Raw genomic sequence first — 21,399 nt, 5'->3', positions numbered from 1 at the left:
CTACGGGCGTAGTCGCCGCGCGCGGACGGCGTACAGCAGGGAGACCGCGACCATCACCGCCCCCGCGGCGCAGCAGACCAGCATCGCCCGGGTGAACGCCGCGCCGTCGGGCTCGCCGTGGAAGGTGAGCACGAAGACGCCCAGGGTGCTGCCGAGGGAGAACCCCAGGTAGCGCACGACCATGTTGAAGCCCAGGCTGCTGCCGGTCTCCGAGGCCGGCACCGAGCTGACCAGCAGCCCCGGGATGGCGGCCAGCGCGAGTCCGCTGCCGGTGCCGGCGAGCACCATCCCGACCACCAGCTGGGGCAGCGACTCGTGGAAGAGGGTCACCCAGCCGAAGGCCACCAGGTAGGTCGCAGAGCCCAGCGGCAGCAGGTAGACCCGGTCGATCACCGTGGCCAGCCGCAGCCCGGCCCGGCTCGCCGCCACGCTCAGCACCGAGTAGGGCGTGATCAGCCACCCCGCCGCGGCCGGGCCGTGGCCGAGCCCCCAGCCGTCGGCCTGGACCACCACGGTCACCAGCGGCAGCAGCAGGTAGGCGCCCAGCCCGACCAGGAACGACGTGGAGTGCGCCAGCAGCGGCACCGGTTGCAGCGCGAGGCGCAGGTCGACGATCGGGCGCGGGGTGCGCCGCACCCACCACCCCCAGGTGAGCGCGCAGACCAGTGCCAGCCCGAACGTCGTCACCAGGAACGGCGTGCTGGCCCTGGTCGCCTCGGCCAGCCCCACCAGCGCGGCCGTGGTGCCGCCGGAGAGCAGCAGGGTGCCGACCCAGTCGACGCGGGCGGGCTCGTCCCACGGGTTCACCGGGAGCACCGCGAGGCAGAGCGCCAGGGCCGCGGCGCTGAGCAGGGTGCCCGTCAGGAAGGCCAGGTGCAGGCCCCACGCCTCCGCGATCATCGAGGCGAACGGGAAGCCGAGCCCGGCCCCGGCCACCGTGGTGACCGAGAGCAGGGAGATGCCGCCGGCCCGCCGCGCCTCGGGGAGGTGGGTGCGGGCGATCGCGATCGCCACCGGGGTCAGCCCGTAGCCCAGGCCCTGCAGGCCGCGACCGGTGAGGAAGACCCCGAAGCCCAGCGGGAAGGCGCAGAGCACGCCGCCCACGGTCACCGCGGCCAGCCCGGCGACCACCACCGCGTTGCGGTGCCGGGTTGCCGAGAGCCGCCCCAGCACCGGCGTGGCCGCGGCCCCGACCAGCAGGCTCGTGGTCAGCGACCACTGCGCGGTGTCGAGGGAGACGCCGTACTCGCCGGCGATCTCCGGCACCAGGGGGGCACCCAGCGACCCGATCAGCGCCGAGACGGTGGTCAGCAGGACCAGGGTGGGCAGCAGGAGAGGGGCGGGGGCGGGCACGGTGCCGTCACTTTAGGCAGCACCGCGGGGCCCGCCGCCAGCGGCCCGCCGAAACTGACCACCGAAACGGATTGACTCAGTCCGTTTTGCTTCCTACTGTGGGTCAGGTCACACCAGACCGAAGGAGATCGCCATGTCGGAGCTGCTGGAGCTCGACCAGGACGACGTCGCCGAGGAGTTCTTCCGGCGCGGTTGGACCGACGGCCTCCCGGTCGTGCCGCCCACGGTGCCCGCCGTCGACGCGATGCTGGCCGCCGTCGACCTCGAGCGCGACGACGTCATCGGCGGCATCCCGCGGCGCGGCCGCTCGGTGACGGCCGAGCAGGCGGCGGTCAACGCCGTGATGGCCGGCTGCCTCCCGTCGTACTTCCCGGTCGTGGTGGCGGCGCTCTCCGCGGCGCTCGACCCGACCTTCAACGCCCACGCCGCCTGGACCAGCACCGGCGGCGCCGCCACCTGCGTGGTGGTCAGCGGCCCGCTGGCCCAGGAGATCGGCATGAACTCCGGCCACAACGCCCTGGGCGCCGGCAACCGGGCCAACGCGACCATCGGCCGCGCGGTGCGGCTGGTGGCGCGCAACGTCTTCGGCGCCGCCACCGGCGACCTCGACGCCTCGTCGCTGGGCAACCCGGGCAAGTACACGCTCTGCTTCGCCGAGTCGGACCCGGCCGCGCCCTGGTCGCCGCTGCGGGTGCAGGAGGGCTACGAGCTCGACGACACCACGGTGACTGTGATGGCGACCGAGGCGCCGCGCCAGGTGGCCAACCACCTCTCCGAGGTGCCCGAGCAGGTGCTGCGCACCTTCGTCTCGGCGATGAAGGCCTCCTCCAACTTCCCCGTCGGCAAGGGCGGGCAGGGCATCGTCGTCTTCGGGCCCGAGCACGCCCTCGCGCTGACCCAGGCGGGCTGGACCCAGGAGCAGACCCGCGAGTTCCTGGCCCGCGAGAGCCGGGTGACGCCCGCGGAGCTGCTCGCCGACGGCGTACCGCTCGAGGTCAACAGCCAGCACGACATGACCCCCGGCCCCGACGGCAAGCTGCCCGCGATGGCCAGCGCCGACGACGTCTTCCTGGTCACCGCCGGCGGCGGCGGCCCGGGCTGGTCGGCCTACCTCCCCAGCTTCGCCGGCGTCCAGCACGTGCGCGCGGTGACCCGGCGGGTGCGGACCCTCGGCGAGGCGATGCCCGACTGCGGCCCCGACGCCTGCGAGATCGACTTCTCCACGCTCGCCAAGGCCTGACCCACCGACGCCCAGGAGGGGCCATGAACACCATCACCGTCCACGTGCCGGCCGTCGCCGACCCGCCCGCCGAGCCGATCAGCCTCGCCGCGCGGCCCGCGCTCGCCGGCGCCCGGCTCGGTCTGGTCGACAACGGCAAGCCCCGCGCCGGCGACCTGCTCCGGATGATCGGCGCCGAGCTGCAGGAGGCGCTCGGCCTCGCCGACGTCGTGATGATCAGCAAGGCCTCGGCCGCCGTCCCGCTCGACGACGACCAGATCGCCGACCTGGTGGCCCGCGCCGACCTGGTGATCGCCGGCGTCGGCGACTGCGGCTCGTGCAGCGCCTCCTCGCTCCAGGACGCGCTGCTGATGGAGCGCGCGGGCGTCGCCTCGACCGTGCTGATCACGGAGGTCTTCATCTCCCACGTCGCCCGCTTCGCCGCCAACCTGGGCGCTCCCGGCTACCACAGCCTGGTGGTGCCGCACCCGGTGGCGACCAAGGGCGACGACCGGCTCCGGGCCCTGGCCCGCTCGGTCGTCCCGGCGGCGACCGAGCAGCTCGGCGGCCCGGCCCTCGTGACCGCGGGGGGCTGAGATCGCCACCGGCACGCCCCCCGTCGAGGAGGGCGTCGACGACGGGGCGGCGGAGGTCCCGCAGCGCCGGCCGCGGGCCGATGCTGCGCGCAACCGTCGCCGGGTCTCCGACGCCGCGGTCGCCGTCTTCGCCGAGCGCGGGCTCAGCGCCACGGTCGCGGAGATCGCCGAGCGGGCCGACGTCGGCAACGCCACCGTCTTCCGCAACTTCGCCACCAAGGAGGAGCTGCTCAGCGAGGTGGCCACCCGCTGGCTCGAGGAGTGGGCCGAGGTGCTCGACGAGCGGGTCGCCGACGACGCCCGCGAGGACACCCTGCGCGACCTGATCGCGGAGGTGGTGGAGCGGTTCCGGCAGAACCGGATGGCGCTCGACCTGCTGCGGGCCGGCGACCTCACGGAGCGGATGGGCAACGCCCGAGCCCGGGTCGAGGCCCGCTTCACCGAGGCGCTCCGCCGGGCCGTGCGCGCCGAGCTCGTCCGCGACGACGTGAGCTACGCCGACCTGACCCTGCTCATCCTCGGGATGGCCGGTCGTCTCTCCGAACAGGGGCGCTCGGACCCCGACCAGTGGCACCGGGTCGCCGAGCTCACCTGGACCGCCATCCGGGTCTGAGAGCGGGCCGGAAGTCGGCTCCGCCGGCGGGTCGACGCCCCGCTGCGGACCAGCCCCTGGCACACCCTTGACTCCCTATTCCTATTCACTATTGTCAGTTATCGTGTGATTTAAGTCACACTCGTTCCCCAACGCAGGAGTGCTCATGAATTCAGGTCTTCGACGCGGCCCCGGTCGCACCGCCCTCGCCGTCGCGTGCGTCGGGATGCTCGCGCTCACCTCCGCCTGCGGGGGCGACGACGGCGACGAGAGCGCCTCCTCGGACGCCGTGACGATCGCGAACTTCGCCGGCGCCGGCATCACCGTGCCCGACCAGATCGCCGCCGAGAAGGGCTTCTTCGAGGAGCGGGGCATCACCCCCGACTTCGTCCAGGTCACCTCGGCCGGCACCCAGCTCGCCGCCCTCACCTCCGGCTCGATCGACGTCGCCCAGAACGCCGTCAGCCAGGTGATGGCCGCCCAGCAGCAGGGCCAGGACGTCCGCTTCTTCTGCGGCGGGGTCGACAAGGCGTGGAACGTCGTGATGGTCACCGAGGACTCCGACATCGAGACGGTCGACCCGACCGACTGGAAGGAGGGGATCAAGGCGCTGGAGGGCAAGACGTTCGGCCTCGACAGCCTCGGCGCCGGGCAGGAGGCCTACTTCCGCTCGCTGGTCGACCAGGCGGGCGCCGACATCGACTCCATCACCCTGGTCGCCGTCGGCACCGTGGGCGAGGCCGCCGCCACCTTGGGCTCCGGCCGGGTGGACGCGATCTTCGGCTACCCCTTCGTGCAGCAGTCGGAGGTCGCCGCCGGCAACGCCCGGGTCGCGGTCGACATGGTGAAGTCGGGGGAGCAGCTGCCCTTCCACACCGGCTACTTCGCCACCACCGAGTGGCTCGAGGAGAACCCCGAGAAGGCCAAGGACTTCTGCGCGGCCATCACCGAGGCCGACGAGTGGCTCCAGGACGACGCCAACTCCGCCGACGTCGTCTCCTTCCTGGCCGACGACTTCGGCCTCGACGAGGCGGTCGCCGAGCAGTTCGTCGGACCCGACGGGATGACCACGATCTTCTCCCCGGAGCTCGACTGCGCGGCGATCGACCTCAGCGCCGAGCAGGCCGAGGAGGCCAAGACGGTGGAGTCGGAGCCGACGATCCGGTGTGCCGACATGCTCTGGGAGGGCCTCGATGGCTGAGACCGCCGCCGCCGAACGGGCCAGCGCCGTGACCACCGCACCGCAGCCCTCTGCGCTGAAGGTCAGCAACCTGACCTTCCACTACCCGCCCCGCAAGGGCAGCGGCTCGCTGCTGGGCCGCCTCACGGGGAAGCCGTCGTCGGGCGGCGGGTCGACGGTGCCGATCCTGGACGACGTCAGCCTCGACGTGGCCAAGGGTGACTTCGTCGCCCTGGTCGGCCCCAGCGGCTGCGGCAAGACCACGCTGCTCCACGTCTTCGCGGGGCTCCTCGCCGCCGCCGACGGCGCCGTCGAGGTCAACGGCCACGCACCCCAGATGGGCAGCAAGGACACCTCCTACATGTTCGCCCGCGACGCGCTGCTCCCGTGGCGCGACGCCCAGCGCAACGTCGAGCTCGGCATGGAGGGGGAGGGGATCTCCCGCTCCGAGCTGCAGGAGCGCTCCCGGGAGGCGCTGCGCTCGGTGGAGCTGGAGCACCTCGCCGCCAGCCACCCCAGCCAGCTCTCGCAGGGCCAGCGCCAGCGCGTCGCGCTGGCACGCACCATGGCGCCGAACCGCGAGATCCTGCTGATGGACGAGCCCTTCGCCGCCCTCGACGCCCAGACCAAGCTGCGCCTGCAGCGCGAGCTGCTCCTCTTCTGGGAGTCCAACCGGCCCGAGGACCGTGCCACCGTCCTCTTCGTCACCCACGACCTGCAGGAGGCGCTCCTGCTGGCCGACCGGGTGATCGTGATGCACCCCCACCCCGGCCGGATCGCCTACGACCACACCGTCGACGTGCCCCGGCCCCGCCACCTGCGGCTGGAGGAGATCCTCTTCGAGGACAGCTTCCGGACCCTGCACCGTCAGCTCTTCGACGAGCTCAAGGAGGGCGAACGATGAGCGTCGCGACCGCCGAGGCCACCGGCCCCACCGCCGGCCCCAGCAGAGGCAAGGCGCCGCGGCGCCGAGGTCCCAAGGGCCCGTCGGGCTCCTTCTGGCACAGCCGCCGCGCGGTGCTGCTCAGCCAGGTGGTGCTCTTCGTCGTCCTGATGTTCGCCTGGGACGCCCTGGGCCGCCACGAGCTGGTCGACAAGTCCCTGATCTCCGGGCCGCTGGAGGTCTGGGAGCAGCTGCGCAACCTCTACGAGTCGGGCTCCCTCTGGAGCCAGACGTTGGCCACCATGCACGCGGTCGGCCTCTCCCTGCTGATCGGCGTCCCGCTCGGCGGGCTGGCCGGCCTGGTGCTCGGCTCCTCGGACTACCTCGACCGGGTCTTCGAGCCCTTCCTGGTGCCGCTCAACTCGCTGCCCCGCATCGCGCTGGCGCCGCTCTTCATCGTCTGGTTCGGCCTCACCGTCAACGCCAAGGCCGCCGTCGGCGTCACCCTGGTCGTCTTCATCATGCTCTTCAACACCCGCGCCGGGGTGAAGGAGACCAACCGCGACCTGCTGGTGCTCGCCGACTCGCTCGGCATGTCGACGATCCAGCGCTACCGCAAGATCGTGCTCCCCGGCTCGGTGCCGGTCGTGGTGGCCGGCATCCGGCTCTCGCTGACCTACGCCCTGCTGGGCGTCATCGCCAGCGAGATGATCGGCTCGCGGGACGGGCTCGGCACCGACATCGTCCGCTACAGCAACACCCTCCAGGTGGGCGGCGTCTTCGCCGTCCTGGTGGTGCTGGCGCTGATCAGCTTCGTGATGGACCGGCTGCTGGGCGTCTTCGAGCGGTGGGTGCTGAGATGGCAGTGACCTCCCCGGCGCCCCGCCTGCTCGACGAGGTGGTCGTGGTCACCGGCGCCGCCCGCGGCCTGGGTGCCGCGATCGCCCGGACGGCCGCCGAGGCCGGCGCCCACGTGCTCATCGGCGACCTCGACAAGGCGGCCGTCGACACCTGCGTCGCCGAGCTGACCGCCGACGGGCTCTCCGCTCACGGGACCGTGCTCGACGTGACGGACGCCGCCTCGGTCGACGCCGCGCTGCGCACCGTGCTCGACTGGCAGGGCCGGGTGACCGGCCTGGTCAACAACGCGGGCCGACTGATCGAGGCCGACGTCGTCTCCCTCACCGAGGAGCAGTGGGACGCCGTCATGGACGTCAACCTCAAGGGGGCCTGGCGGATGTGCCGGGCGCTCATCCCGGCGATGCTCGAGGCCGGCGGCGGGGCGATCGTCAACATCTCCTCGCTGGAGGGGCTCTTCGCCCGGCCCGGCCACGTCGCCTACGCGGTCAGCAAGGCCGGCATGCTCAACCTGACCCGGGCGGTGGCCGTCGACTTCGGCCGCCAGGGCATCCGCTGCAACGCCATCTGCCCCGGCAGCATCGAGACCGCCCTGCTCACCCAGCACCTGGAGGGCACCGGCGACCCCGCCGCGGCCGCCGCCGACCTGATCGGCCGCAACTACTCCGGCCGGCTGGGCCGCCCCGACGAGGTCGGGTCGACGGCGCTCTTCCTGCTCAGCCGGGAGGCGGAGTACATCAACGGCTCGCACCTCGTGATCGACGGCGCCCGCGGCGCCACCACCTGACAGCCCCTGACAGCCCAGACAGCCCCGAGGAGACAGAGACCGTGCTGGAACAAGAGTTCGACCGGGTGGTCGCCGACGACCCCGACGTCGACCGGGCGGCCGTCTTCGCGCGGCTCCGCGAGGAGAGCCCCGTCTTCTTCAGCACCACCCTGGGGGCCTGGGTGGTCAGCCGCTACCACGACGTGCGCGGGGTGCTGCGCGACGCCGAGAGCTTCCGGGCGGTGCAGAGCGGTCCCGGCGCCCCGCCGTACGGCCGGACCTACCTGCACATGGAGGGGCACGAGCACGCCAAGAAGGTTGGTGTCGTGGCCAACCGGATCCGCAGCCGCAACGCCCTGCGCGACGGCCTCGACGACCGCGTCCACGACATCGCCGTGCGCACCGCGGAGGCGCTCACCCTGGGGTCGCCGATCGAGCTGCGCCGCGAGTTCGCGATGTGGATCCCGCTGCTGGCCATCACCGAGATGACCGACCTGGGCCACGAGGAGTCGTTCGAGCGCTGGTACCGCGCGGTCGGCTCCGGCGGCGTCGCCAGCGTCAACAACCCCGAGGCGAGGACGCGCGCCCTGGCCGCCCGCGACGAGCTCGAGCAGTTCCTCGCGCCGTACGTCGAGCAGCGCCGCCGCGAGCCCGGCACCGACCTCGTCTCCTCGCTCGCCACCGCCGAGTACGACGGGAAGCCGCTGCCCCTCTCCGAGATCGTCTCCTCGGTGGTCTTCCTGCTCGTCGCCGGCGTCGAGACCACCGAGCGGGTGCTCGCCAGCATGCTGCGCCACGTCGCGACCGACCCGGCCGTCTGGGAGTGGCTGCGCGAGCGCCTCGACGACGAGGACGCCGTCGCCGCCCTCTCCGCGGAGGCGCTGCGCTACTTCCCGCCCGTCAACGGCCTGATGCGCCGCACCGTCGCCGACGTCACCATCGGCGACACCCTGGTGCCCGAGGGGGAGCGGGTCTGCCTGCTGCTGGTCTCGGCCAACCGCGACCCGGAGGTCTTCGACGACCCCGAGACCTTCCGGATCGACCGCTACGTCGGCCAGGGGAGCAAGCAGTTCACCGCGGCCGGGGAGATCCTCCCCTTCGGCGCCGGCAGCCACTACTGCGTCGGCGCCCGGCTGGCCCAGACCGAGATGCGCCACGCGCTGCGCGAGCTCGGCAGCCGGGTCGCCCGGATCGAGCCGGCCGGCGAGCTGCCGCCCGACGAGGGGTTCATGCTGCGCTGCCCGCCGTCGCTGCCGGTCGTGCTGCACGCCGCCGCGGAGGTCTTCGCATGAGCGAGGAGCTGCTCGAGCGGGTGCGCCGAATCGAGGACAGGATCGCCATCGAGGAGCTGCTGGCGCGCTACGGCAACGCCTGCGACGACCGCGACATGGAGGCCCTCGCCGCCTGCTTCGCCACCGACTTCGAGTTCGACTCCGTCGCCGGTCACTCCGTGGGCCGCGACGCCGCGATGCGCTACTACGGCGAGCGGCTCAGGTCCTACGGCGTCACCCTCCACATCCCGCACACGCTGGTGCTCGACGAGCTGGAGCAGGACGCCGCACGCGGCACCGTGCTCTCCAGCGCCGAGATGGAGATCGACCACGAGATGTTCGTGACCGGCTTCCGCTACCACGACCGCTACGTCCGCGACGAGGGTCGCTGGCGCTTCCGCTCCCGCCAGGTGCTGGCCTTCTACGCGATGCCGCTGCGCGAGCTGGCCGGCCGCCTCGACCCGCTGCGGGTGCGGTGGCCGGGCACGGAGCCGAAGGCCGCGCCGCTGCCCGAGCTGCTCCCCAGCTGGGAGCGGTTCCAGCAGGCGGGCGAGTGAGCACGGCCGGCGTCAGGCCTTGAGCAGGTAGACGACCTCGAGGGCGGCGATCAGGGCGACGACGGCCGAGAGCGCGAGGGTGGGTCCGCCGTCGGGGCGCTCGAGGCCCTCCTGGTCCTCGTCGTAGCGGTGCCACCCCTCGCCCAGCACCCAGGCCGAGAAGAGCAGCACCACGCCCATCGGCAGCAGCGCGTAGAGCCCCAGGGTCGACCAGGTGTGGCGGGCGGACGCCACGGCGACGGCGACCAGGCCCAGCGTGGTGCGCTGCCAGGTCATCACGTCGCGCGCCTCGGACCCCCCGGGGTCCCGGGGGTCCGGCTCGCCGGGGGGCGGGTCGCTCACCACAGCCAGGACACGGCCATCACGACCCCGATGCCGAGGATCACCAGGACGAAGACCACCGCGAACCCCATCGAGGGGATCGCCTCGTTGCGGCGCATCGCCCGCTCCGTCGTCCCCCAGCGCACCCAGCTGACCACGGCGCAGACGAGCGCGAGGACGACCAGCGCCAGGGCCATCGCGGTCTGCACCGTGCGGGAGACCGACAGGTCGACCACGTCGAGCGCCATCCCCGCGGCGAGCAGCGCGAGCGCGGTGCGGACCCAGGTCAGGAAGGTCCGCTCGTTGGAGAGGGTCGACTGGTAGGGCGGGTCCTGGCCGGGTCCGTAGACCCACCGGGGCCAGGGCGGCCGCTTGGTGTCCATCGCTCCAGTGTCACCCACCGGGGCCAGGTTGTCGCGGGCTGCGAGGGACGGCTGCGTAGGCTGACGCCGTGATCGAGGACTGGTTCGCGCGGCACACCCACCGTTGGCAGGACTGGTCCCTCCCCGAGCTGCGGGCCGCCAAGGGCACCACCCGCGTCAGCCTCGTCGTCCCGGCCCGCAACGAGGCCGCCACCGTCGGCGACGTGGTGACCCGGTGCCGCGAGGTGCTGATGGAGACCGCCGCCCTGGTCGACGAGATCGTGGTGGTCGACTCCGACTCCACCGACGCGACCTACGAGGTGGCCACCGGCGCCGGTGCCGTGGTGCACCGCAGCGCCGAGATCCGCCCCGACCTCGGCAGCCGCCCCGGCAAGGGGGAGGCGATGTGGAAGTCGCTCTTCGTCACCTCCGGCGACGTGCTGGTCTTCATGGACGCCGACCTCACCGACTGGGACACCCACTTCGTGCCCGGCCTGCTCGGCCCGCTGCTCACCGACCCCACGGTGCAGCTGGTCAAGGGCTTCTACCAGCGGCCCGGCGGCGGCGAGGCCGGCGGACCCTTCGAGGGCGGCCGGGTCACCGAGCTGGTCGCCCGCCCGCTGATCGCCCTCCTCTTCCCGCCGCTGGCCGGGCTGGTCCAGCCGCTGGCCGGGGAGTGGGCGGTGCGCCGCGACCACTTCGCCAGTCTCGAGGTGCCCACCGGGTACGCCGTCGAGCTGGCTGCGCTGATCGACACCTGGCGCGGCGCCGGCCTCGACGCCCTCGCCCAGGTCGACCTCGGCCGCCGCGCCCACCACCAGCAGCCGCTGCTCGACCTCGGCGCGATGGCCACCCAGATCCTCACCGCCGGCTGGGCGCGCTCCAGCCACAGCCACCACGCCGACGCGATCGCGCTGACCCAGTTCCTGCCGGCGGCGGCAGGCGACGGCGTACGCCCCCAGGTCTCGCGGGTGCCGGTCGACCAGCGCCCGCCCGCCGGGCCGCTGCTGGCGGAAGCGGGGGAGGCCTGATGCTGAGGCTCCGCTCACGCTGCTTCGACGACGACGCCACCCTGATGATGGCGATCGTCAACCGCACCCCCGACTCGTTCTACGACAAGGGCGCCACCTGGGGTGAGGACGCCGCCTTCGCCCGGGTCGAGCTGGTCGTCTCCCAGGGCGCCGAGATCGTCGACATCGGCGGCATCAAGGCCGCCCCCGGCGCCGAGATCGGCGAGGCCGAGGAGAAGGCGCGGGTCGTCGACTTCGTCGCCCGGGTCCGGGAGGCGTTCCCCGAGGTGGTGATCTCGGTCGACACCTGGCGGGCCTCGGTGGGCGACGCCGTCTGCGAGGCGGGCGCCGACCTGCTCAACGACGCCTGGGGCGGGGCCGACCCCGAGCTCGTCGACGTCGCCGCCGCCCACGGCGCCGCCCTGGTCTGCACCCACACCGGGGGGATACGGGTACGCACCCGTCCGCACCGGTTGGAGTACGCCGACGTGGTCACCGCCGCGATCGCCGACACCACCGCCTACGCCCGCCGAGCCCTGGCCGCCGGGGTGGCGCGGGAGTCGATCATCATCGACCCGGCCCACGACTTCGGGAAGAACACCTTCCACTCCCTGGAGGTGACCCGGCGGCTGGGCGAGATGGTCGAGACCGGCTGGCCGGTGCTGGTCTCCCTCTCCAACAAGGACTTCGTCGGCGAGACCCTCGACCTCCCGGTGGGGGAGCGGCTGGTCGGCACCCTGGCCGCCACCGCGGTCAGCGCCCTCGCTGGTGCCCGGATCTATCGGGTGCACGAGGTCGTGGAGACCCGGCAGACGGTCGACATGGTGTGGTCCATCGCGGGGCGCCGGCCGCCCGCCCGGGCGATCCGGGGGCTGGCATGAGGATCGTGATCGCGCCTCCGACGCCGGCGCTGCTGCCGGCGTACGCCTCGCTGGTCGACCCGGTCGCCGACCTGCGCGCCGCCTGCGCCGCCGCCGTCGACTGGCTCGGCCCCTCGGTGCGGGTCCTCGCCGACGACGGCGAGGCGGCGCGGATCGGGGAGGCGCTGCTCGGCCGGCGCAGCGACTTCGACGGCGAGGACCTGCTGGTGATGGCCAACGGCTCGGCTCGGCGCTCCGAGCGGGCGCCGGGTCACCTCGACCCGCGGGCGGCCGGCTACGACGACTGGCTGCGGCAGCTGCTGCGCCTCGGCGACCTGGCCGGCCTCGCCTCCCTCGACGTCGACGAGGGCGAGGAGCTGCTGGCCTCGGGGCTGCGGTCGCTGAGCCTGTTGGCCCGCCAGCTGACCGAGCGCGGGGTCTCGGTCGGGGAGGTCCAGGTGGACCTCGATGCAGACCCCTACGGAGTCCAGTACTGGGTGGTGAGGTGGCAGTGCGCGTCCTGATGGGTCCCGTCTCCGGCGAGGTGGACGACGAGCAGCTCGCCACCCTCTATGCCGCCCCGAGCCGACCGTGGCTGCGGGTCAACATGGTCGCCACCGTCGACGGCGCCGCCCAGGGCGAGGACGGCCGCAGCGGCGGCATCAACAACGCCGTCGACAAGCGGGTCTTCCGGGCGCTGCGCCGGATGGCCGACTGCCTGGTCGTCGGCGCCGGGACGGCGCGGGCCGAGGGCTACGGACCGGCCCAGCTCCCCATCGTCGTGGTGACCCGCTCGGGGAGCGTGCCGGAGACGCTGCGCGGCGCCGACCCTGGCCGGGTCCTGCTGGCCACCACCACGGGCGCCCCCCACCTCGACGAGGCGCGCGACCTGCTCGGCGAGGAGCACGTGTGGTGCCTCGACGCCGAGGCCGCGCCCGGGACCGTCGACCTGGTGCTGCTCAAGGAGCGGCTGGCCGAGCGCGGCTGGACCGACGTCCTCAGCGAGGGCGGGCCGCAGCTGCTCCGCGACATGATGGCCGTCGGGGTCGCCGACGAGCTCTGCCTCACCGTGGTGCCTCGGCTGATCGCCGGGACGCACCTGGGGATCACCGCCGGCGCGGCCGTCGACGTCCCGCTCGAGCCCACGCTGCTGCTCGAGGAGGACGGCACCCTGCTGGGTCGCTGGCTCGTCCGCCGCTAGCGAACTGGTGGAACGATGCGCGCCAGGAGGCGTCTGGCTGCACTAGCCCACCAGTTCCCGCCGCGGGGTCAGAGCAGGTCGGCCCAGCCCCTGATCCGCAGGGCGGTGGTGGCCAGCACCCGCGGGTGGGCGCCGGTGCGCAGCAGCGCCAGCGTGGTCAGCGCGTGGGTCTCGTTGCCGAAGGTGAGCTGGTGGACGGTGACCAGGATCCGGTGACCGCCACGGACCTCGACCACGTGGCTCTGCTCGTTCGGCTCCGGCCACTCCACGACCGTCGGGGGCAGGAAGCCCGGGACGAGCTCTTCGCGCAGCCGGCTGGTCGCGCGGTCGACGACCAGGCGGTCGGCCGTGCCCTCCTGCCACCAGACGCCGATCAGGTCGCTGGTGGCCGCGGCCTCCTCGAGCGCCGAGCCGGAGAGGTCGCGGGGCTCCGGCTGCGGCTCCGGGACCGTGTCGCGGGTGACGTCGACTGCGGCGGTGGCCCGCCAGGGCTCCACGAAGGCGTCACGGGTGAAGACCACCAGCGACCGGCCCACGCCCTTCTCCTTGACCACCACCGCGGCCCACAGCGGGTAGTCGCGGAAGAGCGGGGCGTGCACCTGCTCCCCGATCAGGACGGGCCGGCGCACCCGCGGCTCCTCGCTGGTGAGGCGCTGCACGGCGGCGCGCCACTCGGAGGCGGCCAGCAGGGGACCGGCCTGGGCCAGGGGCCAGGCGGTGTCGTCGGAGCGGGGAGCGCGCGAGCGGCGCGCCGCCCGGGTCCGCCGCACGGCGTAGTCGTCGAGCGCCTCGGCGACCGCGGCCGGCTCCAGGCCGGGCTTCTCGCCGGACTGGTCGTCGCCGGCGGCCAGACCGCAGCCGCTGAGCAGGAGCGCCAGCAGCAGCAGGAACGTCGTACGCCGGCGTCGCCGCCGCGCCCACCAGCCCAGGGCGATCGTTGCCGCGCCGACCGCGACCCCCGCGCCGACGCCCGGGCGAGCGGGGGGACGGACCGGCACCGGTGTGGCCGGCACCGGTCTGGCCGGCACCGGGACCGGCGCAGGGACTGGTTCAGGGACAGGTTCAGGGACCGGTGCAGGAGCGGGCGCGGCGACTCCCTGGGCCGGCGGGGCGACGGCGACGCGACGGCGGCTGCGCCCGGCCACCACCCACGCGACGATCAGGACCAGGCCCAGGGCCACATTGAGCAGCGTCTTGGTGAAGATCCCCGACACGTGCACGCCGAACGACATGGTGACCGCCGCGCCGGGTCGCGTCGGCACGGCCAGCAGGTCGATCGGCCGGCCGTGCAGGTCGATCTGGACCTCCTGGACCCCGTCGCCCTCCGCGCGCTCGCGCCAGCCGACCAGGCGCTCGGGTCGCAGCAGCGCCGGCACGCCGTCGGCGAAGGAGCCCTCGCGCCAGCCGAGGGAGTCGACCTGGACGTGGCTCACGCCCTCGACGAGGTCGCTCACGTCGAGGCGGTCGGCGGCCCCCAGGAAGACGCCGCCCGGCGCCTGCGCCCGGACCACCAGCGCGGCGCCGCCCACCGCGGTCGAGACGGGACGCACCACCGACGGCAGGCCCGCGGTGGCCGCCGACTGTGTCTGCTCCCCGAGCATCAGGGTGTCGTCGGGGCCGTGGGCCACGGCGCCCGCCCCACCCGCCACGACGAGCAGCACCCCGAGCACCAGGACGCCGCGGTGACGCAGGGCGGCCAGGCGCGGACGGGGGAGCCGGCGCGGCCAGGACCGGCGTGAGAGCCAAGACGGCCGAGGGCGGTCTCGCAGCATGGCGTCTCCCCCCTGGAACGGCCGTGGCGGTGCCGGGCAGGCTAGCGGAGTCAGCCCCCCTTGCCGGGGCGTGCCGCCGCGATCCGGGACAGCACCGCGTGCGCCTCGACCAGCGACGGCCCGTACCAGGTGAGCAGGCGCCCCTCGACGAGCTCGGTGGGGGTGCGCGCGAACGCCTCCGGACCGTCGTCGGCGGTGAAGGCGTAGGGCTCGTCGGGGAGCAGCACCAGGTCGGCGCCGGCGCCGTCGAGCTCCTCGACGGGCAGCGTGGGGTAGCGGTCGGCGTGCCCCGCCAGGACGTTGGGCAGCCCAGCCCGGGCCAGCAGGTCGCCGGTGAAGGTGTCGCGCCCGACCGCCATCCACGGGTCGCGCCAGATCGCGGTCACCGTGCGGGCCCGCGGCGGCAGCGGGTCGCCGCACCACAGGTCACCGGCCTCGGCGAGCCACTCCGGGCGCTCCCAGCCCAGGGCGTCGTCGAAGAGCCGCTCCATCGAGCCGATGGCTTGCGGCACGGTCTCGATCTCGGTCACCCAGACGCTGATCCCGACGGCCCGGAGCCGGCGTACGTCGAGCTCGCGGTTCTCCTCCTTGTTGGCCACGACCAGGTCGGGGGCGAGGGCGGCGATCGCCTTCGTGTCGGGGTTCTTGGTGCCCCGGATCCGAAGGGCGTCGAGCCCCTCGGGGCGGGTGCACCAGTCGGTGACGCCGACCAAGGCGTCCCCGTCGACCGAGGCGATCGCCTCGGTGAGGGAGGGGACCAGGCTGACCACCCGGCGTACGACGGCGGGCAGGGCGACCTCGACGCCGAGGTCGTCCCGGGGCGCCTCGGCGGGGTCGGTGGTGGGGGAGCCGGTCACGAGACACCCCTGTTCAGAAGACTATGCGCATGATAGGAAGCATTAACTGCTTGTTACCTCACTCACATCGGAGTCTCCCGCATGATCGCCAAGCGCCCCGCCCTCGGTCTCCTCACCGCGATGGTCCTGGCAGGCGCCGCAGCCTGCGGCGGCTCCGACGACGACAGTGGCACCCAGAGCTTCGACATGTACACCCACGTCGGTCTCGACCACCCGGTCAACCTCGAGCTCCAGGCCTTCGCCGACGAGGTCGAGGAGAAGACCGACGGCCGCCTCACGTTCGTCCTCCGCCCCGCCGGCGAGGTCCCGTACACCCAGGACGAGGCGCTGGACACGATGCGCTCCAACCTGATGGACGCCACCCTCGCCACGACCGGCTCCGTCGGCGGCGACGAGCCGCTCTTCGACGTGCCCAGCTTCCCGTTCCTGCTCGGCAGCGAGGAGGACCTCGACGCGGTCCGCCCGGTGATCAACGAGCACTTCGACCCGGTCCTGGAGCAGAAGCACAACATGATCCGGCTCGGCGAGTACGTGTGGCCGCCGCAGGAGCTCTGGCTGGCCGACGACTCCGTCTCCGGGATCACCGACGCGGAGGGCGCGAAGGTGCGGGTCTTCAACACCTCCTTCTCCACGGCGAGCACGGAGATGGGGATGGAGCCGGTGACGATGCCGGCCGCCGAGGTCAACTCCTCCATCCAGCGCGGCGTGATCGAGGGCGCCTGGACGTCGGTCTCCCACGCCGTCGGGTCGAGCCTGCCCGAGCTCGCGAAGTCGGTCGTCAAGACCGACGCCGGCTACATCTACGACTTCTTCGGGATCCGCGCCGACATCTGGAAGGGCCTGAGCGCGGAGGACCAGGAGGTCCTGCGCACCGCGGGCGCCAGCGCCACCGAGCGGCTCATGGAGGTGCAGATCGGCTCAGGCGAGGACGAGTTCTGGCAGGCGGTCGAGGACGCCGGGACCAACATCGTCGAGCCCGACGAGGCGGAGCTCGCCGAGATCGTCGACGCCCTGAGCCCGAAGTACGACGAGTGGGCCGCGGACCGCGGGCCGGACGCCGAGGCGCTCCTCGCCGACATCCGCACCGCCCTCGGCGAGAACTGAGATGACCGAGCCGGACGCCGCACCTGCGGCGCCGCCTCCGCAGACCGGTCCGGCCGGGTGGGCCGGGCGGGTGGTCGACGTGATCGGCCGGACCGCCGACGTGCTGGCCGCGCTGGCCCTGGTCGGCGTCCTCGGGATCATGGTGGTGGAGATCGCCTACCGCACGTTCTGGGGTCGGTCCACGCTGGTCGCCGACGAGTACAGCGCCTACGGCCTCGTCATCCTCTCGTTCCTCGGTCTGGCCGGGGCGCTGCGCTCCGGCCAGCACGTCCGGCTGACGATCCTGCTCCAGTGGCTGGGCCGGCGGTTCGGGCCGCGGCCCGAGGCGCTGCTCCAGCTGCTCTCGTGCCTGGCCCTGCTGGTCTTCACCTCCGTGCTCGGCTACCACCTCGGGGTGCTGGCGATGAACTCCTATGACAACGGCACCGTCTCGGTCACCATCGCGCGGACCCCGCTGTGGATCGTGCAGAGCTTCACGGTGCTCGGCTTCGCGGTGCTGGCACTCGAGACGGTGCGGCAGGCGGTCGTGGCCGCGGGCCAGTTCGTCCGCAACGAGCACCCGGCGACCGACGTGGAGGAGGTCCTGTGAGCCTCGCGACGATCGTCCTGCTGGCGGCGACCCTGATCCTGCTCCTGGCGGGCGTGTGGGTGGGTGCGGCCCTCGGCCTCGCCGCCTTCCTCGCCGTGCTGAGCCACGAGGGCGGCGCGCCCTTCGGCGGCTTCGCCTACGCGGCGTGGAACGGCATCGACAACCCGGTCCTGACCGCCGTCCCACTCTTCCTGCTGATGGGGCAGGTGGTGCTCCGCACGGGCATCAGCGCCGACTTCTACCGCGCCCTGGCGCTGTGGCTGGAGAAGGCCCCGGGTGGGCTCCTGCAGACCAACATCGTCGCCTCGGGCGTCTTCAGCGCCATCGCCGGCAACAGCGTCGCCACCGCGGCGACGATCTCGGAGGTGGCCTACCCCGAGCTGCGGCGGCGCAACTACTCCACGCGGCTCAGCGTCGGGTCGCTGGCCGGCGGCGGCACGCTCGGCATCCTCATCCCGCCCAGCATCCCGTTGATCCTCTACGCGGCGCTGGTCTCCGTCTCGGTGGTCGACCTCTTCGCGGCGGCCATCGTGCCCGGCCTCCTGATGCTCCTCGCCTTCATGGTCCACGTCGCGGTGGCGCACCGGCGCAACCCGATCCCCGTGGACCCGGAGGCCGAGGCCGTCGGCGAGGTCACCTGGAGCGATCGCCTCGGAGCCCTGCGCGACCTGGTGCCGCTCGGCATCCTGATCGTGGTGGTCCTGGGCGGGATCTACGCGGGCTACGTCACGGTCACCGAGGCCTCCGCGCTCGGCGCCGTGGGAGCGCTCCTGATCGCCGCCGCCATGCGCAAGCTCTCGTTCGCCAGGCTCTGGGAGATCCTGCGGCGCACCGCCGAGGTGACCGCCATGATCATGCTGATCATCGTGGGTGCGCACATGCTCTCCTACGCCCTGGCCATCACCGGCGGCGCGCGGGAGCTGGCCTCGGTGATCACCGACCTGGCGCCCAACAAGACCGTCTTCCTGCTCCTGGTCTACGTGCTCTTCCTCTTCCTGGGGCTCTTCATGGAAGGCATCTCGATGATGCTGCTGACCATGCCGATCCTCTTCCCGCTGCTCCAGCTCTATGAGGTCGACCTGGTCTGGTTCGCCATCGTGATGGTGATCCTGATCGAGATCGGGCTGATCACACCGCCGGTGGGGGTCAACCTCTTCATCCTGCAGGGGGTCTCGAAGGAGCCGCTCGGGGTGATCTTCCGCGGTGCGTTCCCCTACGTGCTGATCATGCTCGGAGCGGTCGGGGTGCTGACGGTCTTCCCCGAGATCGTGCTCTGGCTGCCGGGTCGCGGGGGCTGACCGGGGCGGCCCCGGCGCGCTGAGGTTTGAGATGGCCCCCGCGGTGGGATCGTGCAGGTGTGAGCACACGGGGGAGGGCGCGCGGCACGCGTCTGCGGGCGCGTGCCGCGGTGCCGGCGCTGGTCCTCGCGCTGGTCCTGGCGCTGGGCGGCTGCGGGGACGACGGCGGAGCGGCCGACGACCCTGAGGCCCCGTGGCGGACCAGCACCGACCCGGTGGAGACCGGGGGGTTCGCCTGGGCGACCGGCTCCACCGTGACCCTGGGCGACGGCACCACCGTCGAGACCGGCGACCCGGTGCTGGCCTTCGTCGTCGCCGGCGACGGGGTCTTCTTCGTCCCCGGCGAGGGTGAGGACGACTCCCTGCAGTTCTCCGGCGGCGACCTGTTCTTCGTCGCCCCCGGCGGGGAGCCGGTCGACACCGGTCTCAAGGTCGCGGACGACGCCCTGGCGGCGTCGCCGGACGGTGACACGCTCGTCGTCCTCGAGGCCGACTACGACACGGGCGAGGCCGCACTGCGGTTCTTCGACCTGGCCCGCGGGGAGGCATGGACCTCCTCCGACGGCATGGAGCCCGAGGCCGAGGACCCGGTCGACCAGCTGCTCGAGGCGGAGGTCCAGGTCTGGTGGATCACCGACGACGAGGTCCACGTGGCCGCCTCCGAGGGGGACTTCGTCTACGACCTCGCCACCGGGAAGGGACGCCCGGCGGGCGAGGACGACGTGCGAGGGGGGTCCGACCCGCTGGTGAGCCCCGACGGGCACTGGTCGATCGAGAAGCCCGACGCCGGGCCGGACCGGGTGGTCGGCCCGGAGGGCGAGGAGGTCGCCCTCTCCGTCGACGAGCCGCGCTGGTGGCTCTCCTGGTGGGCGGACGAGGAGACCGTGGTCGGCATGGTCGTCACCGGTCCCGGCACCGGGAAGCGGATGGCGCCCGGCGACGCGGCGACGCTGATGACGTGCGTCGTGCCGTCTGGAGCGTGCACGACGTGGCCGGACTCCACCGGCCGCAAGGTCGTGCTGCCCGTCGGCGCGACGGCGTTCACGGCTGTCGACCTGGGAGGAGTGGACGGATGACCAACCCGGAGATCGAGTACCGCAGGATCGTCTCGGGCGACGGAGCCGCCCTGAGGACGAGGCTCGCCACGTTGGAAGGCGTGATCCACGACATCGCCGGCGTGGACGAGGACCTCACCCACGCCCAGGAGGTCCCGGTGTGGTCGGGACCGGCGGCGTCCTCGTTCCACCTCCGCGCGAACGGCCTGCAGCGGGGCCTCTCGGTGACCCGCTCCGCAGTCGTCCGCGCCCACTGGGCCCTGGACGCGGCGACCGGCGCCTACGAGACCGCCGAGACGAACGCCGAGCACTACATCGGCTGCTGGCGCAACCGGCCCGCCGGCTGGCCGCCGGTCGTCGAGGAGCTCTTCGCCCGGCTGGTCAACGCGCGCCTGATCGACGTCGGGAAGTCCTACAACCAGCAGCTCGCGGGCATCCGGGCGGTGCTGACCGGCGACGAGGTGACCCTCGACGAGCTCGACGAGGAGACCCGGAAGTGGGTCGAGGACGGCCTGGCGAAGAACCAGGAGTGGCTGGAGGGCAACGACAGCGGCCTCGGGCCCCGGATCCCGCACATCGGTGCCAACGGCGACTCCCGGGGCTGGATCCCGCAGGGGCTCGGCTACGACCCGGAGTCCGGGACCCTGATGCAGGGCTACTACGTCAAGGGGCCCGACGGGAAGGGGCTGGAGTCCTACCTGTCCGTCATCGACGAGGTGACCGGGCAAGAGATGGGCTCGGTCAAGCTCGGGGGACCGCTGGACGCGAACGGGGTCCCGCGCGACGGGGACCAGCCCACGCACGCCGGTGGGGTGACCGTCGACGGCGACAAGGTGTACGTCGCCGACAACGGCAAGCTCTTCACCTACTCGCTGGAGGCGATCCGAGGCGCCAAGGACGGCGGGACGGTGCCGGCCTCGTCGACCCAGAGCGGGGTCTCCGGCGGCTCCTACTCGGCGATCAAGGACGGCCGCCTCTACCTCGGCCACCACGAGCAGGACAAGCTCTACGTCTACGAGAGGTCCGGCGGCGACTGGGTGAAGGTGGACACGATCGACACCCCGCCCAACGTCCAGGGCGTCGTGGTCCGTGACGACGAGATCGTCTACAGCGCCTCCTCGGGGCGGCACGAGGAGAACAGCCAGCTCTACGTCGGCGGCTTCGACGGCTCCTACGGGGACCCCTACGACCTGCCCAGCATGTCCCAGGGCGTCGTCGAGGTGGACGGTCAGCTGGTCGTCACCTACGAGTCGGGTGCCGAGGAGTTCGACCACGCCAACAAGAGCACCGGCATGCTCTGGTGGAAGGAGGACCAGGAGCTGTGGGGCAACCCCTACATGACGCGCACGCCGCTCTCCGAGCTCGGCCTGGGTGGTGCCGGCGAGGAGTTCGAGGTCGAGCCCGACACGCTGCGCACCGCCGCCGGTGAGCACGGCGCACCCGCCAGCGACCTGAAGGCGATCGGGGCCGAGCTCGACGGCGTCCAGGTGCCCGGGCACCTGCTCGGCGAGGTGCCGGGGGCCGGCCCCACCGCCAGGGCGGTGGTCCGGCTGATCGGAGCTGCCGCCGACAGCTCCCGCACCGGCGCGCGCGCCGTCGCCGCGGCCGCCGAGCTGTTGCGCTCCAGCGCGACCGACTACGAGCGCGCCGACCAGGCGGTCAACAGGGGGATGCGCGGGCTCACCCCGAACTGAC

Annotated in this window: 23 protein-coding genes and 1 pseudogene; 19 read left to right on the top strand and 5 right to left on the bottom strand. The window is 73.1% G+C overall.

Going from position 1 to position 21,399, the window contains the following annotated elements; genetic code table 11:
- Positions 1–1,353, bottom strand: coding sequence for an MFS transporter (locus tag AC3X7R_RS02545; protein ID WP_489963982.1), 1,353 nt, complete (start codon positions 1,351–1,353; stop codon positions 1–3).
- A gap of 133 nt (positions 1,354–1,486) precedes the next feature.
- Here AC3X7R_RS02545 and AC3X7R_RS02540 point away from each other — a divergent pair, with 133 nt between their 5' ends.
- From AC3X7R_RS02540 to AC3X7R_RS02495, 10 genes and pseudogenes are all read left to right on the top strand, one after another.
- Positions 1,487–2,593, top strand: a complete 1,107-nt coding sequence (locus AC3X7R_RS02540; RefSeq protein WP_489963981.1) for a hypothetical protein — start codon at positions 1,487–1,489, stop codon at positions 2,591–2,593.
- A 23-nt stretch (positions 2,594–2,616) separates the two neighbouring features.
- A complete protein-coding gene (locus AC3X7R_RS02535) occupies positions 2,617–3,168 on the top strand; it encodes a UGSC family (seleno)protein (RefSeq protein WP_489963980.1) in 552 nt (183 codons plus the stop codon).
- A 1-nt stretch (position 3,169) separates the two neighbouring features.
- A pseudogene (locus tag AC3X7R_RS02530) lies at positions 3,170–3,397 on the top strand (helix-turn-helix domain-containing protein); the annotation flags it as partial.
- Between the two features lie 9 nt (positions 3,398–3,406).
- Positions 3,407–3,781 (top strand): SbtR family transcriptional regulator, encoded by a 375-nt coding sequence (locus tag AC3X7R_RS02525; protein ID WP_489963979.1) that lies wholly within the window; start codon positions 3,407–3,409, stop codon positions 3,779–3,781.
- A 145-nt stretch (positions 3,782–3,926) separates the two neighbouring features.
- Positions 3,927–4,961, top strand: coding sequence for an ABC transporter substrate-binding protein (locus AC3X7R_RS02520; RefSeq protein WP_489963978.1), 1,035 nt, complete (start codon positions 3,927–3,929; stop codon positions 4,959–4,961).
- Entirely contained in the window at positions 4,954–5,844 is an 891-nt protein-coding gene (locus AC3X7R_RS02515) for an ABC transporter ATP-binding protein (RefSeq protein WP_489963977.1), read from the top strand. The genes AC3X7R_RS02520 and AC3X7R_RS02515 overlap by 8 nt, the downstream gene beginning before the upstream one ends.
- Complete coding sequence (locus AC3X7R_RS02510; RefSeq protein WP_489963976.1) at positions 5,841–6,692, top strand: ABC transporter permease; 852 nt, start codon at positions 5,841–5,843, stop codon at positions 6,690–6,692. The genes AC3X7R_RS02515 and AC3X7R_RS02510 overlap by 4 nt, the downstream gene beginning before the upstream one ends.
- Positions 6,683–7,468 carry an SDR family NAD(P)-dependent oxidoreductase gene (locus tag AC3X7R_RS02505; protein WP_489963975.1) on the top strand — a complete coding sequence of 262 codons (786 nt, stop codon included), beginning with the start codon at positions 6,683–6,685 and terminating at the stop codon, positions 7,466–7,468. The genes AC3X7R_RS02510 and AC3X7R_RS02505 overlap by 10 nt, the downstream gene beginning before the upstream one ends.
- Before the next feature lie 41 nt (positions 7,469–7,509).
- Positions 7,510–8,739, top strand: coding sequence for a cytochrome P450 (locus AC3X7R_RS02500; protein WP_489963974.1), 1,230 nt, complete (start codon positions 7,510–7,512; stop codon positions 8,737–8,739).
- Complete coding sequence (locus tag AC3X7R_RS02495) at positions 8,736–9,275, top strand: nuclear transport factor 2 family protein (protein ID WP_489963973.1); 540 nt, start codon at positions 8,736–8,738, stop codon at positions 9,273–9,275. The genes AC3X7R_RS02500 and AC3X7R_RS02495 overlap by 4 nt, the downstream gene beginning before the upstream one ends.
- A gap of 12 nt (positions 9,276–9,287) precedes the next feature.
- Here the strand turns inward: AC3X7R_RS02495 and AC3X7R_RS02490 are convergent, their stop codons facing one another.
- Together AC3X7R_RS02490 and AC3X7R_RS02485 are read right to left on the bottom strand one after the other, a co-directional pair.
- Entirely contained in the window at positions 9,288–9,617 is a 330-nt protein-coding gene (locus tag AC3X7R_RS02490) for a YidH family protein (RefSeq protein ID WP_489963972.1), read from the bottom strand.
- Positions 9,614–9,997 carry a DUF202 domain-containing protein gene (locus AC3X7R_RS02485; RefSeq protein WP_489963971.1) on the bottom strand — a complete coding sequence of 128 codons (384 nt, stop codon included), beginning with the start codon at positions 9,995–9,997 and terminating at the stop codon, positions 9,614–9,616. Before AC3X7R_RS02485 ends, AC3X7R_RS02490 begins: the two co-directional genes overlap by 4 nt.
- 50 nt (positions 9,998–10,047) lie before the next feature.
- Between AC3X7R_RS02485 and AC3X7R_RS02480 the strand changes: the two genes are divergently transcribed.
- Genes AC3X7R_RS02480 through AC3X7R_RS02465 form a run of 4 tightly spaced genes read left to right on the top strand, consistent with a single transcriptional unit; the run spans position 10,048 to position 13,029 of the window.
- Positions 10,048–10,989: a glucosyl-3-phosphoglycerate synthase gene (locus AC3X7R_RS02480; protein WP_489963970.1), complete on the top strand. Its 942-nt coding sequence runs from the start codon at positions 10,048–10,050 to the stop codon at positions 10,987–10,989.
- Positions 10,989–11,849, top strand: coding sequence for a dihydropteroate synthase (gene folP, locus AC3X7R_RS02475; protein ID WP_489963969.1), 861 nt, complete (start codon positions 10,989–10,991; stop codon positions 11,847–11,849). Before AC3X7R_RS02480 ends, folP begins: the two co-directional genes overlap by 1 nt.
- The gene (locus AC3X7R_RS02470) at positions 11,846–12,352 is read left to right on the top strand and encodes a class III extradiol ring-cleavage dioxygenase family protein (RefSeq protein ID WP_489963968.1); all 507 of its coding nucleotides are present in this window, start codon (positions 11,846–11,848) and stop codon (positions 12,350–12,352) included. Before folP ends, AC3X7R_RS02470 begins: the two co-directional genes overlap by 4 nt.
- Positions 12,334–13,029, top strand: a complete 696-nt coding sequence (locus AC3X7R_RS02465) for a dihydrofolate reductase family protein (protein ID WP_489963967.1) — start codon at positions 12,334–12,336, stop codon at positions 13,027–13,029. Before AC3X7R_RS02470 ends, AC3X7R_RS02465 begins: the two co-directional genes overlap by 19 nt.
- 68 nt (positions 13,030–13,097) lie before the next feature.
- Here AC3X7R_RS02465 and AC3X7R_RS02460 read toward each other — a convergent pair whose 3' ends face one another.
- Together AC3X7R_RS02460 and AC3X7R_RS02455 are read right to left on the bottom strand one after the other, a co-directional pair.
- Positions 13,098–14,801, bottom strand: a complete 1,704-nt coding sequence (locus AC3X7R_RS02460) for a DUF8094 domain-containing protein (RefSeq protein WP_489963966.1) — start codon at positions 14,799–14,801, stop codon at positions 13,098–13,100.
- A 50-nt stretch (positions 14,802–14,851) separates the two neighbouring features.
- On the bottom strand, positions 14,852–15,658 hold the full coding sequence (locus AC3X7R_RS02455) for a helical backbone metal receptor (RefSeq protein ID WP_489963965.1): 807 nt from the start codon (positions 15,656–15,658) through the stop codon (positions 14,852–14,854).
- Positions 15,659–15,739: 81 nt separating this feature from the next.
- Between AC3X7R_RS02455 and AC3X7R_RS02450 the strand changes: the two genes are divergently transcribed.
- Genes AC3X7R_RS02450 through AC3X7R_RS02430 form a run of 5 tightly spaced genes read left to right on the top strand, consistent with a single transcriptional unit; the run spans position 15,740 to position 21,398 of the window.
- On the top strand, positions 15,740–16,762 hold the full coding sequence (locus tag AC3X7R_RS02450) for a TRAP transporter substrate-binding protein (RefSeq protein ID WP_489963964.1): 1,023 nt from the start codon (positions 15,740–15,742) through the stop codon (positions 16,760–16,762).
- Between the two features lies 1 nt (position 16,763).
- On the top strand, positions 16,764–17,351 hold the full coding sequence (locus tag AC3X7R_RS02445; protein ID WP_489963963.1) for a TRAP transporter small permease: 588 nt from the start codon (positions 16,764–16,766) through the stop codon (positions 17,349–17,351).
- The gene (locus AC3X7R_RS02440) at positions 17,348–18,649 is read left to right on the top strand and encodes a TRAP transporter large permease (protein WP_489963962.1); all 1,302 of its coding nucleotides are present in this window, start codon (positions 17,348–17,350) and stop codon (positions 18,647–18,649) included. Before AC3X7R_RS02445 ends, AC3X7R_RS02440 begins: the two co-directional genes overlap by 4 nt.
- Positions 18,650–18,708: 59 nt before the next feature.
- On the top strand, positions 18,709–19,725 hold the full coding sequence (locus tag AC3X7R_RS02435) for a hypothetical protein (protein ID WP_489963961.1): 1,017 nt from the start codon (positions 18,709–18,711) through the stop codon (positions 19,723–19,725).
- Positions 19,722–21,398, top strand: coding sequence for a hypothetical protein (locus AC3X7R_RS02430; RefSeq protein ID WP_489963960.1), 1,677 nt, complete (start codon positions 19,722–19,724; stop codon positions 21,396–21,398). The genes AC3X7R_RS02435 and AC3X7R_RS02430 overlap by 4 nt, the downstream gene beginning before the upstream one ends.
- Position 21,399: the final 1 nt, after the last annotated feature.

The sequence above is a fragment of the Nocardioides sp. Z22_16 genome (assembly GCF_058134365.1).
This window is presented reverse-complemented; position numbering and strand designations above follow the sequence as displayed.

Excerpts from the sequence above, each read along its gene's own strand:
- AC3X7R_RS02450 (WP_489963964.1), top strand. The coding sequence starts at position 15,740 with ATGATCGCCAAGCGCCCCGCCCTCGGTCTCCTCACCGCGATGGTCCTG.
- AC3X7R_RS02510 (WP_489963976.1), top strand. The coding sequence starts at position 5,841 with ATGAGCGTCGCGACCGCCGAGGCCACCGGCCCCACCGCCGGCCCCAGC.
- AC3X7R_RS02535 (WP_489963980.1), top strand. The coding sequence starts at position 2,617 with ATGAACACCATCACCGTCCACGTGCCGGCCGTCGCCGACCCGCCCGCC.
- AC3X7R_RS02520 (WP_489963978.1), top strand. The coding sequence starts at position 3,927 with ATGAATTCAGGTCTTCGACGCGGCCCCGGTCGCACCGCCCTCGCCGTC.
- AC3X7R_RS02495 (WP_489963973.1), top strand. The coding sequence starts at position 8,736 with ATGAGCGAGGAGCTGCTCGAGCGGGTGCGCCGAATCGAGGACAGGATC.
- folP (WP_489963969.1), top strand. The coding sequence starts at position 10,989 with ATGCTGAGGCTCCGCTCACGCTGCTTCGACGACGACGCCACCCTGATG.
- AC3X7R_RS02445 (WP_489963963.1), top strand. The coding sequence starts at position 16,764 with ATGACCGAGCCGGACGCCGCACCTGCGGCGCCGCCTCCGCAGACCGGT.
- AC3X7R_RS02515 (WP_489963977.1), top strand. The coding sequence starts at position 4,954 with ATGGCTGAGACCGCCGCCGCCGAACGGGCCAGCGCCGTGACCACCGCA.
- AC3X7R_RS02460 (WP_489963966.1), bottom strand. The coding sequence starts at position 14,801 with ATGCTGCGAGACCGCCCTCGGCCGTCTTGGCTCTCACGCCGGTCCTGG.
- AC3X7R_RS02470 (WP_489963968.1), top strand. The coding sequence starts at position 11,846 with ATGAGGATCGTGATCGCGCCTCCGACGCCGGCGCTGCTGCCGGCGTAC.
- AC3X7R_RS02505 (WP_489963975.1), top strand. The coding sequence starts at position 6,683 with ATGGCAGTGACCTCCCCGGCGCCCCGCCTGCTCGACGAGGTGGTCGTG.
- AC3X7R_RS02430 (WP_489963960.1), top strand. The coding sequence starts at position 19,722 with ATGACCAACCCGGAGATCGAGTACCGCAGGATCGTCTCGGGCGACGGA.
- AC3X7R_RS02540 (WP_489963981.1), top strand. The coding sequence starts at position 1,487 with ATGTCGGAGCTGCTGGAGCTCGACCAGGACGACGTCGCCGAGGAGTTC.